This window comes from Streptomyces sp. NPDC087428 (assembly GCF_044744085.1).
Classification (GTDB): domain Bacteria; phylum Actinomycetota; class Actinomycetes; order Streptomycetales; family Streptomycetaceae; genus Streptomyces.
Genome location: NZ_JBIUXR010000022.1, coordinates 98,769 through 114,923 on the forward strand (window position 1 = coordinate 98,769; position 16,155 = coordinate 114,923).

At 67.8% G+C, this 16,155-nt stretch carries 13 protein-coding genes and 1 pseudogene; 1 reads left to right on the forward strand and 13 read right to left on the reverse strand.

What is annotated here, in order from left to right:
- Positions 1-45: 45 nt before the first annotated feature.
- From ACIO3R_RS35795 to ACIO3R_RS35825, 7 genes and pseudogenes are all read right to left on the reverse strand, one after another.
- Complete coding sequence (locus ACIO3R_RS35795) at positions 46-1,044, reverse strand: FecCD family ABC transporter permease (RefSeq protein WP_385037848.1); 999 nt, start codon at positions 1,042-1,044, stop codon at positions 46-48.
- A gap of 77 nt (positions 1,045-1,121) precedes the next feature.
- Positions 1,122-2,204: a FecCD family ABC transporter permease gene (locus ACIO3R_RS35800; RefSeq protein ID WP_402111184.1), complete on the reverse strand. Its 1,083-nt coding sequence runs from the start codon at positions 2,202-2,204 to the stop codon at positions 1,122-1,124.
- 47 nt (positions 2,205-2,251) lie between these two features.
- Positions 2,252-3,340, reverse strand: a complete 1,089-nt coding sequence (locus tag ACIO3R_RS35805) for an iron-siderophore ABC transporter substrate-binding protein (protein ID WP_402111186.1) — start codon at positions 3,338-3,340, stop codon at positions 2,252-2,254.
- Positions 3,341-3,582: 242 nt separating this feature from the next.
- The gene (locus tag ACIO3R_RS35810) at positions 3,583-4,437 is read right to left on the reverse strand and encodes a helix-turn-helix domain-containing protein (protein WP_402111188.1); all 855 of its coding nucleotides are present in this window, start codon (positions 4,435-4,437) and stop codon (positions 3,583-3,585) included.
- Positions 4,438-4,483: 46 nt separating this feature from the next.
- A pseudogene (locus ACIO3R_RS35815) lies at positions 4,484-4,654 on the reverse strand (MTH1187 family thiamine-binding protein); the annotation flags it as partial.
- A gap of 236 nt (positions 4,655-4,890) precedes the next feature.
- A complete protein-coding gene (locus tag ACIO3R_RS35820) occupies positions 4,891-5,163 on the reverse strand; it encodes a hypothetical protein (protein WP_402111190.1) in 273 nt (90 codons plus the stop codon).
- Entirely contained in the window at positions 5,160-5,357 is a 198-nt protein-coding gene (locus tag ACIO3R_RS35825; RefSeq protein WP_402111192.1) for a hypothetical protein, read from the reverse strand. The genes ACIO3R_RS35820 and ACIO3R_RS35825 overlap by 4 nt, the downstream gene beginning before the upstream one ends.
- 97 nt (positions 5,358-5,454) lie before the next feature.
- On the opposite strand from ACIO3R_RS35825, the gene ACIO3R_RS35830 reads away from it, so the two are divergent.
- Positions 5,455-6,648, forward strand: coding sequence for a helix-turn-helix transcriptional regulator (locus tag ACIO3R_RS35830; RefSeq protein ID WP_402111194.1), 1,194 nt, complete (start codon positions 5,455-5,457; stop codon positions 6,646-6,648).
- A gap of 282 nt (positions 6,649-6,930) precedes the next feature.
- Here the strand turns inward: ACIO3R_RS35830 and ACIO3R_RS35835 are convergent, their stop codons facing one another.
- From ACIO3R_RS35835 to ACIO3R_RS35860, 6 genes are all read right to left on the reverse strand, one after another.
- Positions 6,931-12,060 carry a peptidoglycan DD-metalloendopeptidase family protein gene (locus ACIO3R_RS35835; RefSeq protein ID WP_402111196.1) on the reverse strand — a complete coding sequence of 1,710 codons (5,130 nt, stop codon included), beginning with the start codon at positions 12,058-12,060 and terminating at the stop codon, positions 6,931-6,933.
- The gene (locus tag ACIO3R_RS35840) at positions 12,053-12,310 is read right to left on the reverse strand and encodes a hypothetical protein (RefSeq protein WP_402111198.1); all 258 of its coding nucleotides are present in this window, start codon (positions 12,308-12,310) and stop codon (positions 12,053-12,055) included. Before ACIO3R_RS35840 ends, ACIO3R_RS35835 begins: the two co-directional genes overlap by 8 nt.
- Before the next feature lie 96 nt (positions 12,311-12,406).
- Positions 12,407-12,676 carry a hypothetical protein gene (locus ACIO3R_RS35845; RefSeq protein ID WP_402111200.1) on the reverse strand — a complete coding sequence of 90 codons (270 nt, stop codon included), beginning with the start codon at positions 12,674-12,676 and terminating at the stop codon, positions 12,407-12,409.
- Between the two features lie 1,105 nt (positions 12,677-13,781).
- Positions 13,782-14,810, reverse strand: coding sequence for a major capsid protein (locus ACIO3R_RS35850; protein ID WP_402111201.1), 1,029 nt, complete (start codon positions 14,808-14,810; stop codon positions 13,782-13,784).
- Positions 14,811-14,831: 21 nt separating this feature from the next.
- Positions 14,832-15,440 (reverse strand): hypothetical protein, encoded by a 609-nt coding sequence (locus ACIO3R_RS35855; protein WP_402111203.1) that lies wholly within the window; start codon positions 15,438-15,440, stop codon positions 14,832-14,834.
- 260 nt (positions 15,441-15,700) lie between these two features.
- Entirely contained in the window at positions 15,701-15,964 is a 264-nt protein-coding gene (locus ACIO3R_RS35860) for a hypothetical protein (RefSeq protein ID WP_402111205.1), read from the reverse strand.
- Positions 15,965-16,155: the final 191 nt, after the last annotated feature.

A 16,155-nucleotide genomic window follows, 5' to 3' on the forward strand; every position in this document is an offset into this window, starting at 1 on the left:
CGGCGGGGCGGGCTCGGGGCGGCAGGGGCGGCGGGGCCGGGGCGGTCATGCGCGCCGCCCCCCGTACTGGCGGGCGAGCAGCCAGGCCAGGTAGGCCCCGCCGACGGACACCGTGACGACGCCCACGGGCAGGTCGACGCGCTGGGCGATGAAGTCGGCGCCGACCAGGACCGCGGCGCCGGTCAGCGCGGCCGGCACGATCCGTACCGTGGTGGAGCCGCGCGTCAGCCGCTGGGCGATCTGCGGTGCGGCGAGCGCGATGAACGAGATCGGGCCGACGGCCGCGGTCACGAGCGCGGTGAGCGCGACGCCGACGAGCGTGGCCGCGAGCCGTGCGCGCTGCGCGCCGACCCCGAGGGCCACGGCCGCGTCGTCGCCCAGCTCCAGATGGACCAGGGGCCGTGCCACGGCCGCCGCGCAGATCAGCAGGACGACGAAGACGACCGCTGTCGGGCGCAGTTGCTCGAAGCCGAGGCCGCTGAGGGAACCCGCGCCCCAGGTCGCCGCCAGCATCGCCTGCTGCGGGTTGACGGAGAGCAGCAGCATCGAGGTGAGGGAGCTGAGGAAGGCGCCGACGGCGATCCCCACGATGATGAGGCGGAAGGGGGCCAGTCCCTTGCGGTAGGCCAGCAGATACACCAGGAGCGCGGTCAGGGCCCCGCCGATCAGTGAACCCGTGGCGACCGCGAGGTAGTTGGCGGTGCCGAGCAGGAGCATCACGACGCTCGCCCCCGCGTACGAGCCGGAGGCGAAGCCGATCACGTCGGGCGAGCCGAGCGGGTTCCTGGTGAGCGACTGGAAGAGCGCGCCGCTGATGGCGAGCGCCGCTCCGCAGAGAAGCGCGAACAGCAGCCTGGGCAGCCGCCAGGTCACGACCACCAGCCGGTCCCGGGGGTCGGCGTCCGGGTCGAACAGGGCGGACAGCACCTGCGCCGGGGTGAGCCGGATGGACCCGGTGCCGAGGGTGAGGACGCCGAGGGCGGCGACGGTGAGGGCCAGGGCGGCGCAGACGAGGACGGTCCGCCGCTCGACGCGCAGGGCCATGCCGGTCCGCCGCCAGGCCCAGACGGTCCGTCCGAAGTCGACCCGGTCCGGTGCGGGGTGTTTGGTGGGTGCGGTGGTCACAGGGTGCTCACCTTCCGGCGGCGGACGAGCGCGACGAGGACGGGTGCGCCGACGAGCGCGGTGACGAGCCCGACCCGCATCTCGCCGGAGGGCAGGACCACGCGCCCGATGATGTCGGCGGCCAGCAGGAAGGCGGGCGCGACGACGATCGTGACGGGCAGGATCCAGCGCTGGTCGGGTCCCGTGAACCAGCGGACGACATGGGGCACCATCAGCCCGACGAACGAGATCGGACCGGCGACGGCGACGGAGGTCCCGGCCAGCAGGGTGACGGCGAGGACCAGGACCAGCCGGGTCAGGGTGAGGCGGGTGCCCAGCGACCGGGCGAGGTCGTCGCCCAGCGCCAGGGTGTTGAGCGAGCCCGCGCCGCACAGCCCGAGGACGATCCCGGCGCCGATCAGCGGCAGGGCGACGGGGAGGATGTCGAGCGACCGGCCGCCGATGGAGCCGACGCCCCAGAACCGCATGACGTCGAACGTGGTCGTGTTCTTGAGGGCCATGGCGGAGGTGAGGCCGCCGCACACGGCGGTGAACGCGACGCCCGCGAGGGTGAGTTTCACCGGGCTGCCCCGGTCGGCGCCGATGGAGCCGAGCGTGTAGACGAGCACGGTGAGTCCGAAGGCGCCCGCGAGGGCGAACCAGATGAACTGGCCGGCTCCGGTGTACCCGAGGACGGCGACGGCGAAGGTCACCGCGAGGCTCGCGCCGGCGTTCACGCCGAGGATGCCGGGGTCGGCCAGCGGGTTACGGGTGAACGCCTGGATCAGCGCGCCGCTGAGGCCGAGGGCCGCGCCGACGACCAGCCCGGTCACGGTGCGCGGCACGCGCAGTTCGCGCACCATCACGTGCTCGTCGGAGTTGTCGAAGTGGAACAGCGCGTCCCACACCGTGCCGGGGGCGATGGGGCGGGCGCCGACCATCACGCTGAGGACGGCGACGACGAGCAGCAGCGCGAGCGCGGTCAGCAGGATCAGCGGGCGGTACCGGGTGCGCCGGGCCGGACCCGCGCCGTGGCGCGGGTCCGGCGCATCGCGCTCCGTACCGGTGGTGAGGTCACCCGTGGGTGGGGCGGTCGTCATGGTTGTCCTTGGGAGAGGGCGTCACCTGGGGGAGCGGCGGACGGCGGTCAGGAGTCCGCGCCGGTGCTGCCCTTGCCCGCGACGGCGTCGGCGAGCATCGGGACGTAGCGCTTCAACGCCCAGGGGATGGAGAGCACCGACGGCCCGCTGGTGGCCATGCCCATCGCCGGGTCCTGCACGAACGCGTAGTTCTTCGCGGCGATCGGCTTCCAGCGCGAGAAGAGCGGGTCCTTGAGGGTGTAGGGGACCTCGTCGGAGCCGTTGGCCCAGCCGACGAAGAGGTCGGCCTCGATCGTGTCGAGCTTCTCCAGGCTGACTCCGCCGTACCAGTTGGTGCCCTTGGCGGTGGACGCGATCGACTTCATCGACGGGGTGTTCTCGAAGCCCATCTCGGTCAGCAGCCTGACCCGGGCGTCGTAGTTGAGGTACAGGCCGAGCTCCGTCGAGCCGGGGGTGAGGGCGACTCCGTAGGTGAAGGTCTTGCCCTTGAACTCCGGGTGCGCGTCGGTCACCGCGGTCAGCCGGCCCTGGACGTCGGTGACGAGGCTCTCGGCCTTCTCCGTCTCGCCCATCGCCTTGGCGATGGTGCGGGTCATCTCCTGCCAGGTCCCGCCGTCCCAGGGCTTGTTCAGGTACGGGAGGGTGGGGGCGATCTCGGAGAGGCGCTTGTAGTCGACGTCCGTGATGCCGGAGTACAGGCCGACGATGAGGTCCGGCTTCAGCGAGAGGATCTGCTCGAAGTCGATCTCGCCGGCGTCGCCGTAGTTCAGCGTCTCGGGGAGCGGACCGCCGAGCTTCTCGACCGTGCTGCGGAACCACGGGGTGTAGCCCTGCTTGTCGCCGCCCCACTGCTTGTCGACGCCGACCGGGACCGTGCCCAGCGCCGCGACCACGTCGAGCGACATCCAGCTGACCGCCACGACCCGCTTGGGCTTCGCCTTGATCGTCGTGGTCCCGTGGCCGTGCTTGATGCTCACGGGGAACGCGCCCTGCCCGGCACCGGCCTTCGCCTTCGCCGTGTCCGGCTCCGAGCTGCCGCTGCCGCAGCCCGTCAGCACCACGACGGCCGCCAGCGTCAGCGCCAGGAGGCGCGCCACGGCGCCCGGTCCGCGTCTGGCCGGGATGGATATGGACATGCTTCTCCTCGGATCTGCGCACGTCGCGGTGGAGCGACGGCGGATGTACGGGGAGGGCGGCCGCGGCGGGACGGCGCGTACGCGACCGGACCCGCACTTCAACTTAGGTAACCCTCACCTAAGTGAACGCTAAGGAGCCGGGCGGCCCACAGGGGGCGCGTACTGGCCAGGATGTGTCGAGATTCGGCCACATGTCGGATCGGCGACGTATCGGATCGACGACCGGACAGACAGCGGGGCGCTCAGCGGTCGGCCGGTACCGGCTCCGCCTGTTCGCGCAGGTACTCGGTCGGGCTGGCTCCGGTGACCCGGCGGAAGGCGGCGGAGAACGCGCTCGTCGTGGAGTAGCCGCAGCGGTGCGCGACCAGGCTGACCGGACGGCCCTGCGCCAGCAGCATCGTCGCCGCGGACATCCGCACCAGCGAACGCCACCGTGCGAAGGACATGCCGACGTCACGGCCGAACGCCCGGGTGACGGTCCGCACGCTCAGCGCGTGCCGCGCCGCCCACGCCTCCAGCGAGAGTTCGCTCTCCGGATCGCGCATGACGTCGTCGGCCAGGGCGCGGATCCGCTCGTCCTCGGGGACGGGGACGTCGATGGCGGGATGCGGGTCCTCCTCCAGGAGGTCGAGGACGACGCGCTGGGTCCGCAGCCGGAGATCGTCGGGCATCGAGGTCGCGTCGAGGTGGAGCAGCATCTCCTGGAGGGCGCGCCGCACCCGGAGCGGGCGCAGGGCGGACCAGTGCGGCGGAATCGCCGCACTGGTCACGTAGGTGTAGCAGCTCACGCCGCCCGGATCGGCCGAGGAGTCGTGCGGGGTGCCGGGCGGCAGCCAGACGCCCTGCCCCGGTACGAGCCGGCGGACGGCGTTTCGGGTGCGCAGCGTCAGCGAACCGCGCCGCGGCCAGACCAGGAGCCCGTCGGAGTGGGTGTGCACCCCGGCGGCGACCGGTACCGCCGGGGACCCGTCGAGGACGGCGGTGGTGAGCAGGTAGGGAGCGGACACCTGGGCGCCGCCCGCGGACGGCGCCGCCCATCGGAGTGCGGCCGCCGGGGGCGGCTCGCCGCGCTCGCGGCCCGGGACAGTAGCCAGCATGAAGTTAGGTTACCCTAACCTGCCGCTCGGCCAGGAGGCTTCGGTGTCAGCCGGCCAGGTGGCGCTCGACCGTCTCGACCTTGGAGGTGAGGCCGTCGGTCACCCCGGGGCGGATGTCGGCCTTCAGGACGAGCGAGACCCGCCCGGCCCGCGCCTCGACGGCCTCGACGGCGCGCTTGACGACGTCCATGACCTCGTCCCACTCCCCCTCGATAGCAAGTGTTGGAGCACATAGATTCCGCAGCACGAGAGAGCCCCCGCCCTCCAGGGTTCCATCCCCTGAAGAACGAGGGCTCAGCGAGCGGCAGGGGGTGGTATGCCAACCTCTCCCCTGCCGCTCTCCGCGCGCTGGAGGTGACGCCCCTGGCGCGCGGGTCTGTGGGAGGAGGCGGAGCCGCCGGGTGAGGTCGGCCCCACCTCCTCTTTCCGCGCCCATCGGGGGCGCGACCGTACCTAGCCGTCAGCAGGCGTGGGGGACACCCTGGGCGTAGGCACGGAGTCTTCTCCGTCGCGGACGACGAACGCGAAGCCCGTCACGATCCGGCGGAATCCTCGGTGGTTGCTCCGGCCGGCGTGGCTCAGGCACTCCACGTCGACGGCTGCGGCGTCGGTGGACGGCTCGGCGCTCCACTGGCAGCCGAGACAGTCCGCCTCGTACGTGATCTCGGTATCGGGGTGCGGAGCGATCGTGTGCGAGACGCTTCGGAACAGCGTGCGGGTGCTCATCGACGCCCCCCGTGCGGGTGCTGACGGATCTCCACGTTGCAGTCCGAGACGGCCGACGGGTCCCCGCTGGTGCGTGCCGCCTCCCGCTGCCGGCCCAGCACCGCGCAGACGTCGCAGCCGTAGTTCGGGACCGGCTCCGGTGCCGTCAGGGGATCCGTCAGGAAGACCGGTCCCCGCATCACTGTGTTGTCCATCGCTGCACCTCCGCCGTGAGTGGTGCCTCAGCATTCCCCCTGATGAAGTCGGGAACTAGTGGCCACCTGTCGGCCCGGTGTCGGCCACAATGGGTGTGTGGACGAGAGCATTGGGGCCAACATCAAACGCCTGCGCGGTCAGCGGAATTGGTCGCAGGCTGATTTGGCGCGCCGCACGTGCCAGGCAGCGGGAATCTCTGATGATCCGATTGGCCGGCAGGAAATCAGTCGGTACGAGACTGGCAAGCGCAAGCCTCGTGAGTGGATGCCGTTCATCGCAAAGGCGTTGGGCGTGAGCGTTGCAGATCTCACCGCACGTAGCCCCGCTTCCGATCTTCCGCCCCCGTCGCTGGCGGACTACCTACCCGCAGACAACCCGCTTGCCAAGCTTGCGGACCGTCCCCGCCGTGTCGGTGCGGCTGACGTTGCAGACCTTCATCAGCGGGTGCACGGCTTGCGCCTGGCCGACGACGTCATTGCGGGTGGGGACCTGATCAGGCCGGCGCTGCGGGAACTTCGGTCCGCGGTCCGCCTCTACCGGAGCGCTACCCACTCAGACGACGTCGGGCGGGCACTCCTCCAACAGATCGGGGAGCTGTCCCAGATCGCGGCATGGATCGCCAGCGACGCCGGACAGCACGACGAGGCAGAGCACATCTACCGGCTTGGGATCAGCGCCTCCCGTCAGGCGGAGGACACTACGTTGACGGGCAATCTGGCGGGCTCGCTGGCCTACCAGTACAGCAACACCGGCCGCACTGAAGAGGGCGTCAGCCTCGCGTGTGCTGCTGTCGACGAGGCGTCAGACGCGCCGCCAAAGGCACGCGCCCTGTACCTGGATCGGGTGGCGTGGGCCCAGACGCAGGCCGGAGATGGACGGGCCGCGATCCGCGCTCTGGGAGACGCCGGCGAGGCACTGGCCGCGGACACTCCAGGCGTTGAATCCCCCGACTACCTGTATTGGGTCGACGCGGGGGAACTGGAGGTTATGGAGTCACGCGTCTACACAGAGCTGCGCAAGCCTCTGCGCGCCGTCCCCCTGCTGCGTGACGTGCTGGCGGGCTACTCCGCCACCCACACCCGCGAAGTGGCGCTCTACGCGTCGTGGCTTGTGGTGGCTCTCGCAGACGCGAACGAGCCAGAGGAGGCTGCGGCAGTCGCGGGGAGGGTTGTCAGCCTGTCGGCCGACGTCGCCAGCGAGCGGACCGCGGAACGCGTACGGGTGATCCGGGCACGGCTTGAGCACTTCCGCGACGTGCCGGAGGTGCGGGCCGTACTTGAAGCTGCCTGACGTCAGACCGGCCAGCCGGCGGATCGCACGCGTGCGCGCCAGGACCGGCCGTGTGACGGCTTGCAGAAGACCTTCGGGCGGCCTGCTCCCGGCGTCTGCTGTACCTCTGCACCGCACTGCGGGCAGGAGTGGTTCTGGTTCTTCGCGGACTGTCCAAGCATGGCTGTCCTCTTTCGCGGGTCTGGGGAGCCCCTGGAGGCGCCATGTCGGCGCGCTCCGGGGGCGGATGAGGGAATGCGTGCGTGCCGCTCTTCCATGGCGGGAGAGCGACTCGTGTGCGTGTTAGATGTACCGGCCAGTCTCGATCGCGAGACCGGTGTCAGCGTCTCGGACCGTTATGCGGTGATCGACGATGTCCGTGATTTCCCGGTCCCCAACCCACGTGTGGTTCTCCACGATGATGTTGGGAGCGGCTGCTCTAGCCTTCTGGCCTGCGGCCTCACGGAACATCGAGCGCGTGTCCGTGTTGCTGATGACCTGCGCTGGGGAGCTGAAGTACGCCAGTTCCGGCCCGTTCTCACCGACCATGGAGAACTGACCGACGGGCGGGTAGCCGCCGTTGGCGTAGCCTCCTGGCCGCCCGTACGCCTTGGCGATGTTGCCGTAGGCAGCCTTCGCGTAGCGCATGGAGGAGTAGACGTTCGCCAACGGGTCGATGCTGACCCCGTTCAGGAACGGCCCCTTCTTCAGCATGGAGCCCGCGTAAGACTGGAACGTCGGCCGGATGACCTGCATCAAACCGGTGCTCGGGTAGCCCGACCTCGCGTTGCTGTCCCAGTTGTTGACCGCGCGGGGGTTGCCGCCCGACTCCTGCTGCATGCGAGCCAGCGTCACGTTCGCGTAGGAGCTGGGGTTGCCCGTCAGGCGCAATGCCTGGTTGACCACTCCGCGCCAGCGCTGGACGCCGGAGCCACCGTCGCCGCCACGGCCACCTCCAGTGATGTAGGGCATCGGGTCGACGGTGCGGCCACCGGTCCGTGCCTCCAGGTGGAGGTGAGGCCCAGTGACGTTGCCCGTCGCGCCCACACGGCCGATGACCTGGCCCTGCTTCACGTTGTCGCCGGCGTGCATCAGGATCTTGCTCATGTGCGCGTACAGCGACGAGAGACCCCCACCATGGCTGATCATCCCGTGGTTACCGTAGGGGCCGCCGGACGTCGACTGCGAGACAACGCCATCAGCCACGGCCTTGATGGCGGTGCCGACGGAGGCCGGGAAGTCGAGCCCGGTGTGATGCCCGGAAGACCACAGCGAACCGGACTTGCCGAAGCGCGTCCCGTAGGGGACGTTTACCGGCTTGATCCACTGGCCGTTGCCTCCCCCGCCGCCGAAGAGGTCGAAGAGGGAAAGGGCCTTGTCCTTGAGGCCGTCCAGCATGACGCCGGGCATCTTGCCGACGGCCTTAGCCCAGGGGTTCGTCAGCATCGGCTTCATCTGGTCGGCAATGGCACTCTTCGCCTTGTCGAAGAGCTTCGCCGGATTCACGTAGTCCGCAACGCCGCTGATGACGTCGCCAACGTCCTTCCCGCGATCCTTGAACCACCCAACGGTCTTCCCGACGATTCCGCCGTCCTTGAACGCCGGCATTCCGTCCGCGATTGCCCGCTGAACGCCCCCAACGCCACCTGAACGAGCCGTAGCGTTCCAAGAGTTGATCTTGTCTGCGCCAACTGCACGCGTCCACTCAGGACGCATCACAGCCTCACCGCCACCAACGGCAATTACGCTGTTGTCAAAACCCGGAGTGTAGCCCGGGATAATTCCGCCGGTCGCGAAGCCCTTGATGGGATCCAGCCGCTTGGCCCCTGTGACCTTCGCTACACCATTCCAGAGCGGAACCAATCCCTTGTTGTAGACGGTATTGACGACGAAAGCGACAGGACCCTTCGCGATTTCCCGCAACTGGCCCCACTCCGTCTTGATGCCTTTCCGGGCGTTCTTGAATCCGAGTACGACGAGATCCATCATCGTGCGGATGTCGTCCATGTGCGGCTTGATGCCCTTTTCGTACAGCCACTTCGCCTTGCTGCCGATCCAGTCGAAAACCGGCTGAACCGTCTTGGACCACAGCAGCTTGATGACCTGGCCGACGACCTCAAACGCTGCTTTGGCGTTTGCCATCGCGGGCTTGATTGCCTTGACCCATAGCAGGGTTACCCCCGCCCCCATGGCCGAGAAGATTGGGCTGAGGATCTTCTCCCACACCAATTTCCCAGCCGCACCGAGTGCTTTGAAGGCCACAGCTGCCGGAATGAGCATCGCCACGACAAGCACCGTGAACAGGATCTTTGCGGCTGCTCCGATGAGCTTGAAGGCCGGACCAAAGGCCTTGTCCCATAGCCAAATCGTAAAGTCGCCTACGGTCTTCAGACCACTCCAGATACCAGAGAAGATGGGTTCCAGGATGGTTCCCCAGAGCCACGTAGCGGCGATTGCGATTCCGTGAAGTGCGCCGTCAACGGCGTCGTGAAACCACTTCCAGTGGTTGTAGGCGTAGTAGATCCCCGCCGCCAGTGCCGCCAGTGCAATGACGATGATCGTTACGAGCGCGACAATAGGGTTCGCCTCGAAAGCAAGGTTGGCCTGCCAGAGTGCCGCCGTCCACCCGCCGGTTATCAGCGTGGCCAGCACTATTCCGGCTCGGTAGGCCACCATGATGGCGCCAAATCCGACCATCATCAGTTTGACGGCCTTCGTGGCGGTCCACAGCAGCCAGAGCGCCTGAACGGCCTCGGGGCAGTGCACCGCTATCCAGGAGATTCCGTCCAGCAAGGGCTTCAGAACCTTGAACATCGTCTGCGACAACGGCGCGACAGCCTTCGTCAGGTCCAGCGCCGCGCGCAGAACGTCACCTATGAACGATGCCAGACCGGGCGATGTGTCCTTGACGTACTGGAGGAATTTCTCGAAGTCCGGGGAGCCCTTCAGCGAGCTGCCCCACTTGGCGAAACGTCCCGTGATGCGGTCCGAGTGGGTGACAATGCCGTCCATGTGCGGAAGGAAGGCATCGATCATTCCCGCAACGCCCTTGATGACGTTGCCAAACGCCGTTCCGAGACCGACAACGGCTGGTTCGACGTTCTCCTTGATGTCGGCCTTGAAGCCCACCCAGAACGGCGTCTTCATCTGAGCTGACGCCTTGTCCCACAGGGTCTGAATCCCCGCAGCTGCGCCAAGCACAAGCGGAGTCAGACCAGGGAGCGCGCCCTTTGCGGAGTTCACTCCGCGGGTGAAAATCGGCAGGACATCGGGCTGTAGCGTCTTCTGCCAGTCGTCGAAAGCCTTCTTCAGCCCGTGGGGGCCGGCGATGGCGTCGAACAGGTCGCGCTGGGGGGCGCTCAGCTTCGCAAGTGCCTTCTGGTACTCGTCGGTCTTGGTGATCGCCTTCGACGTGGTGTCGATGCCGGAGAGGCGAGCGGACTCGACCCCTCGTTCAGCGGAGGCGATCGACTCAGCAGCGGAAACCTGTGCGTCGGCCGCGGACTGCATGGCGTCGGAGACACCCCGCTGCGCGTCGGACACGTCCCGGGCTGCCCGGACCTGCGCGCGAGCGGCGTCGGACTGGGCGTCGGCAACGGCCTTCGCCTGCTTCCGGACATCATCCTGTGCGTCCGCGACGGCCTGCGTCTGATTCTTCACGGCCTTCTGAGCGTCGGCCAGCCGCTTCTGAGCCGCGATGACAGCGTCGGAGCCCTCCACGCCGGCGACAGCCTGTCTGGCTGCCTCCTTCGTGAGATCCTTGTAGTCCTTTTTCTGCTCCGCGGCGTTCTGCTTGGCCCTGTCGAAGGCGAGTTGCGCGGCGTCGACCTGGAGCTGAGTGGCCTTGCCGATCTCGAAGCTGGCCAGGGTCTCGGTCAGTTCCTGCTGGGCCTGCTGGACTCGGAGTGTCGCCTCACGCTGGTCCAGGGCGCCGTCCTTGAGACGGTCCTGAATGCTCTCCAGCTGCTTCGCGGCGTCCTTGCGAGCGTCCGCGAGATCCTGCTCGGCCTGCTTGGCGCTGACGTTCGTAGCTGTCAGTGCCTCCTGGGCGTCGCGGACCTTGCGGTGAGCGGCTACCAGGGCTTCCTGTGCGCGAGCGATCGTCTGCGCGGCCTGCCGACGCTGATCGGCTGCTCGCTCCACGGCGTCACCGACGGCTCGCTCGGCGTCAGCGATGGCGCGGTTGGCGGAGGCGATAGAGCGGGCAGCGTTGCGGTAGGCGGACGAGAGTGCAGACTGTGCACTCGTCATCTGAAGCGCGCGCTGGGCGGCCTGGACGGCGGTCTTGGCGCCGTTGTCCGTGGCCTTGTTGGCGTCGTCCTCCGCAGTCTTCTTGGCCTTGATGGCGTCGGTTACGCCCTTGATCGCGGGAATGGCTGCCAGCGCGAGAGCGCCGACCCCCGCACCCGCGGCGGTTGCCATGGCGGCGATGGCCCCGAGGCCGGCCAGAAGCGGCGGAGCGACAGGGATGGCGGCCAGGATGGCAATCTGGATACCGAGATGCATCAGGGCGTTGGCTGCCCCCGACGTGTCCACCTTCACGTGCTTCGTCTCGTCGCCCGCCATCGCGCGTACTGCGGCCAGCTGCGTCAAGGCTGCGGCAGCATCAACACGGACGTCGATGTCCGTGCGCTGCATGCTCAGGATCCCGAGGCGGGTCTGAATCGCCGTGATCTCTGCGAGGGCCTCGCCCGCATCGATGTCGATACCAATGCGCGCGTCTGAGAGGGCCTCAAGCCGAGCACGCAGGCCCTGGATCTCGGCGCGGGCCGGGCTCGTGTCCGCATCAACGTTGATGTCCGGAAGGGACGCCTGAGCTTCGGCCACGACGGTGCGGAGCTTGGCACCGAACGCTCCGTCGACCTCCAGGGAGACCGTCTTGCGGTCGCCGATAGCGGCGATCTCCGCCCGGATCTCCGCAAGGGCCGCACGAGCGGTGCGGGTGTCAGCGCGGACAGCAACGTTCGGGTGCTGAGCGCCCAGTTCGCGAAGCTTGGCCTCCAGGCGCGTGATCTCCGCCTCTGCTGCCTCCGCCGAGACGTCGATGCCGATACGCTTGTTGCTCAGCGTCTCCAGCTTCGACCGGATGCGCGCGAGTTCGGCGTCAACACCTTCGTCACCCAGCCGGACGTCCAGTTTCGGCATTGCCTTGAACGCGACAGTGAGCTTGCGTCGAATCGACTTGGCGAACGCTCCACCCGCATCGTCACCCTGCTTGCCGGCAGCGCGGACACCAGCCTTGCCACCCTGGTTGATGGCGTTCGGGATGGCGATGACGATGTTCTTGCTGATCGCCTCCCCCATGCGCTTGCCGGCCTCTTCGCCGACACGGTCAGCCGCGGGAAGGACAAGGGCTTTCAGCTTGGTGTGGAACTGCGGGATGATCGGTACGACGTCGACAGCAGCACTGCCGACGATGTCCAGGTCAGGCATCGATCAACGCCCCGATCTCCGTTGGATCGGTGCGGGCGTCCAGGATGTCAGCGACGCCGCGCAGGTTGGTGTACAGGGCCGCGACGTCGGGCGTGGGCTCCATGGCGTCCAGGCCCCTGCGGAGCCACTCGTAGTCGGCACAGGCGTCACCACAGTGGGTGGTCGGAAGGGCCATGCCGGCGACGAGAACCAACGCCACATGGAAATGGCAGCCGCCCCGTGCGCAGATGTTGTCTTCGGTGGCGCTCATTCGTCCTCCAGGTATGCCAAGAGGCCCCAGAGCGCTTGCTCCAGGGCCTCTCGCGTGGTCTATGGGGTTGTGGTCGTCCAGCTCTTCCGCGGGCCGTTAGGCGGCCTTCCTGCGGGTATCAGCGAAGATGCCGACGACCGTCTGACCCGGGTGTGTACGGGCGTCCAACTTGACTGCGAGCCGCAGCAGTTCGTTCGCCTCGTCGGCGTCCCCCGCCTGAAGAGCGCGCTTGGCGCGCTGGTCCCAGACCACACATGCTTGCGTGCAGTGGGAATTGAGCCGGCTCTGTCCGTCGGGCTGGATCCTCCGAGCACGCGGCAGGGTGCAGCCGTTGCGACGGCAGACGGTGTACGCGGGATTCTGCATGGGGCTCCTCCAGGGATTAAGCAGAACGTTTGCTGGTTACGGCTACAACCACTTTCAAGTGCGGGTTTACGATTTGCTGTCACACTTACTGCGAACGATCTGTGCAGGACCCTTGATCATCGACCGCCCATGATCCGTCGCGTCCGGCTGGCGAGAGAGGCCCCAGGGGGCACCCAGATGCCTCAAGGGGCCTCTTCGGGGCCTCTCGCAGGGAAACTGCGTCCCAGATTCGGAGCGAGGCCCAGCACCTTAACGGCCCGGAAGGATTCCGGTCCGAGTACACCCCCCTGGGGTGATCATGAGATCGTCCCAGGTCAGAGCGTTGTGAAGATCAACCGAGCGTCGGCCGACTCATCGGACCGCACGCCTGCGCCACTGACTGGCCCACCTCGCCGGCGTACGCCTGACGCGCTTCCTGCCAGCGTCGCCAAGCGCGGATGACAAGCAGTGAGTTCATCCCGTGTGCTTCGACGTCGGCGCTCTCGCCAGGCTCTAGCCACTGCCAGACGACGCACCTGCGTAGCTCGGGCGGGCACGAGTAGGGCGACACATCATCCGTGTGTGTGTCCACCGCCTGCGCCTCGTCCGCCTCACGCTGTGCGCGTGCTGCTCGTCGACTGCTCATGCGCTCACACGCAGGCTGTGCACCGCAGCTACGGGGCCACCACTGGGCGGCTCCCCGATGCGGTAGTGGGCGCGCGCCATAGCGCCGGGTGTCAGCAGTAGGTCATTAGCCAACTGCCGTGTTTCACCCACGAGTTGAGCAGAGATGCGCCCTGTCAGCGTGGCTGACACTGCGATCACATACGCCGCAACGAGCCCTGACATCTGCTCGTCCCACGCTTCCGCGACCGGGGAACTCCATAGCTCCCGCCAGCGCTCTATCTCGTGATCACTCCAGGCTCGCCCCCTTGGCAGGTCGGGCACGGGATCGGTGCATCCTCCAGGCGGAAGGTACGTCCACTCCGACGCCTCGTCGGTGCGGTGCCGACTGCGCGGCTTGTGCGGCTGAGGCTTGGGGCCTCTTGCTCCACCGATTGCCATGGGGTCCTCTCTTTCGTGCGGGTGGCGGGGCTCCGCAAGTCACCTCACGGAGCCCCGAGCGTCAGATGCCGGTCACCTTGGCCGTCAGGCTGAGGTTCGGGTTCGCCACGACCGGCAGCACGATGGCAGTCGCGCGGGTCCACACGGTCTGGGGGTCCTCCGACTTGTAGTTGCCGACGTACGCGCCGCCCTGATCCCCCGCGGAGAGCCCGTAACGCTCGTCGTTCGCCTCCACAGGCACGCCCCACAGGGTCTTGCCCAGCTCGTCACCCGGGTTGGGGAGAAGGGCGATCTGATCCGCCGGCGTGATGCGCTGCGCGGTGCCCTGGAAGACGACGCGAGCGTCATAGGTGGTCACCTGCGGCAGCTCGTGCTTCGCCAGGAGCGTGTTCAGCTCCTCCAACGACAGCACCGACGGCGCGTTGTAGTCGGTCGTCGACATGCGGCAGAGCTGAGCGTTCGAGCGCAGGGCACGCGCGATGCGGGACGGCATGAGTGCCCACTTCGGCGCGCTGCCGGTGTTGTCGACCATGAGGTCTGCCCACGCCTGAAGGTCGTCGAACGGAGTCGACGTCTCGGTGTCGGTCCAGGCGATCTCGGTAGCAGTCGTGTGCGCCGACAGCCGTCCGAAGTTCACGGCGCCGAAGACGTTGTTCTCGTTCAGGGTGACGGAGCCGGTGAACAGCGCCTCGCCCCTGGCCAGTTCGACGCGGGCGGCGATGGCACGCACGAGGATCTCCGTGTCACCGAAGATCTTGTCCTGAATGTCGGCATGCATGGTGCCCGTGTTTCGCATCCGAAGCTGCTCGTACTCCGACACGGGCATCTTGCGGCTGATGGGCGGCAGTTCGCCGCTGGAGCGCGCGCCGCCCTCCCGTACCCCGATGTCTGAACTCGCATCGTAGGCACGGTAGTTGGCGGCTTCCGTCAGCCCGCCTCCACCGGTCTCGAATCGGTACTCCAGGTCTTCGATGGTGTCGCTGGGGAGCCAGCGAGACAGGGTGAATGCGTTCTCCTCCCGGTCCCGGATCGCCGCGCGGGCGTAGCCGGACAGTTCGGAAGGGGTGGCGTACTCAGTGATCAGCTGCATGGGGTGATTACCTCTCGGGGGTCAGTGGTTGAAGCTGCTGGCGGAAGAGCCGTCGTCGGCGCTCCCGATGTCGACTGCGCCGCTCGCTTCGGCGGTCAGTTCGTCGACGGACGTCGGGACCCAGTGCCGGCCGGACTCTGCGGCATAGATCAGGAAGGCGGGGGAGCGGCGGCGCGTCCCGGTGATGACTCGCTTGATGTCCGCGGGGAGCGGGAAGCGGCTCACGTCGGTGAACTGATCCTGACCCGACTTGTAGATGGTGTTCAGAACACCCGCGTCGACGACGTCACGGAGTACCTCGCGCTGCGTGGCGCGCAGGGCGTCCACCTCGCGCACCATGGCCCGGAGCCGAGTGAACGCCTCCACGGCTTCGGTGCCGGCGTCGATGGCCGATTCACCGTCGACGAGCCGGCCGTGAGTGGCGACGATGGTGCGCACCTCGTCCATGAGCGCGTTCAACTGCGACGCCAGGCCGGTCAGCACGGGCTCTGTGTGCACGGTGCGCAGGTAGCCGACGTGGCGCTTCAGCGAAGCCACGGCCGTCGTCAGCGCCTCACGCTCCGAGGCGGGGCCGAGAGCCGCTGTGTAGGCGTCTACGGCCTGCTGACCGATGTCGGCAGGGATCGGCACTCCGTCACTCCGCAGGGCCGCTACAGCAGCGCCTAGCACCGCGGAACGCGCAGCCTCGGGTGACGGGGCGACGGGCAGCGCCTTCAGACGACTTGCCGTCTGCGTCAATGCCTCCTCCGCCTGTTTGATCTGGGGTACGACGTGCCACGCGTTTGCAGGCGTCGCCTTCCGTCGGGACATGTGGGCTTCTCATTGAGCACGGGAAACGGGCCTCGCCGTGTCGGCAAAGGCCCGTGGGATGAAAGCTCTGTGTGGGGTCGTCAGGCAGCCTCGTAACGGCCTGTCTGCTCGAAGTACGTCCGCCGTTCCGCGCGGCGCTCACGCACACGCCTGGCGCGCTCCGGGGCCTCCAGGCTGTAGCGGATACGCTCCGCCTCGTTCCGGCAGTCGGCGCACTTCCGGGTGAAGCCGTCAGCACACAGGCTGTCGACGTGGAAGTTGTCGCCGTTCACGACGAGGGTCCGGAGGCACCCGGGGCACTGCCTGCGCGGGCGGTTCGGAACGTCGCTGTATCGCTGAGACATGGGTTCTCCTGTTGCGTCCTGTCGGTCTGAGTTCCTGGCGTCCTGCCAATGACGGGAAAAGAGAAGCGCCGCCCGGAGGCAGCGCTTCGAAGAGGTCTAACAACGGCTAACACAATGAGGTGGATCGGTCCTGTTGACCGTGTCCGCGTCAGAGATTCAGCGTTGTTCGGGCATGGGGACTTCGCCGTGGA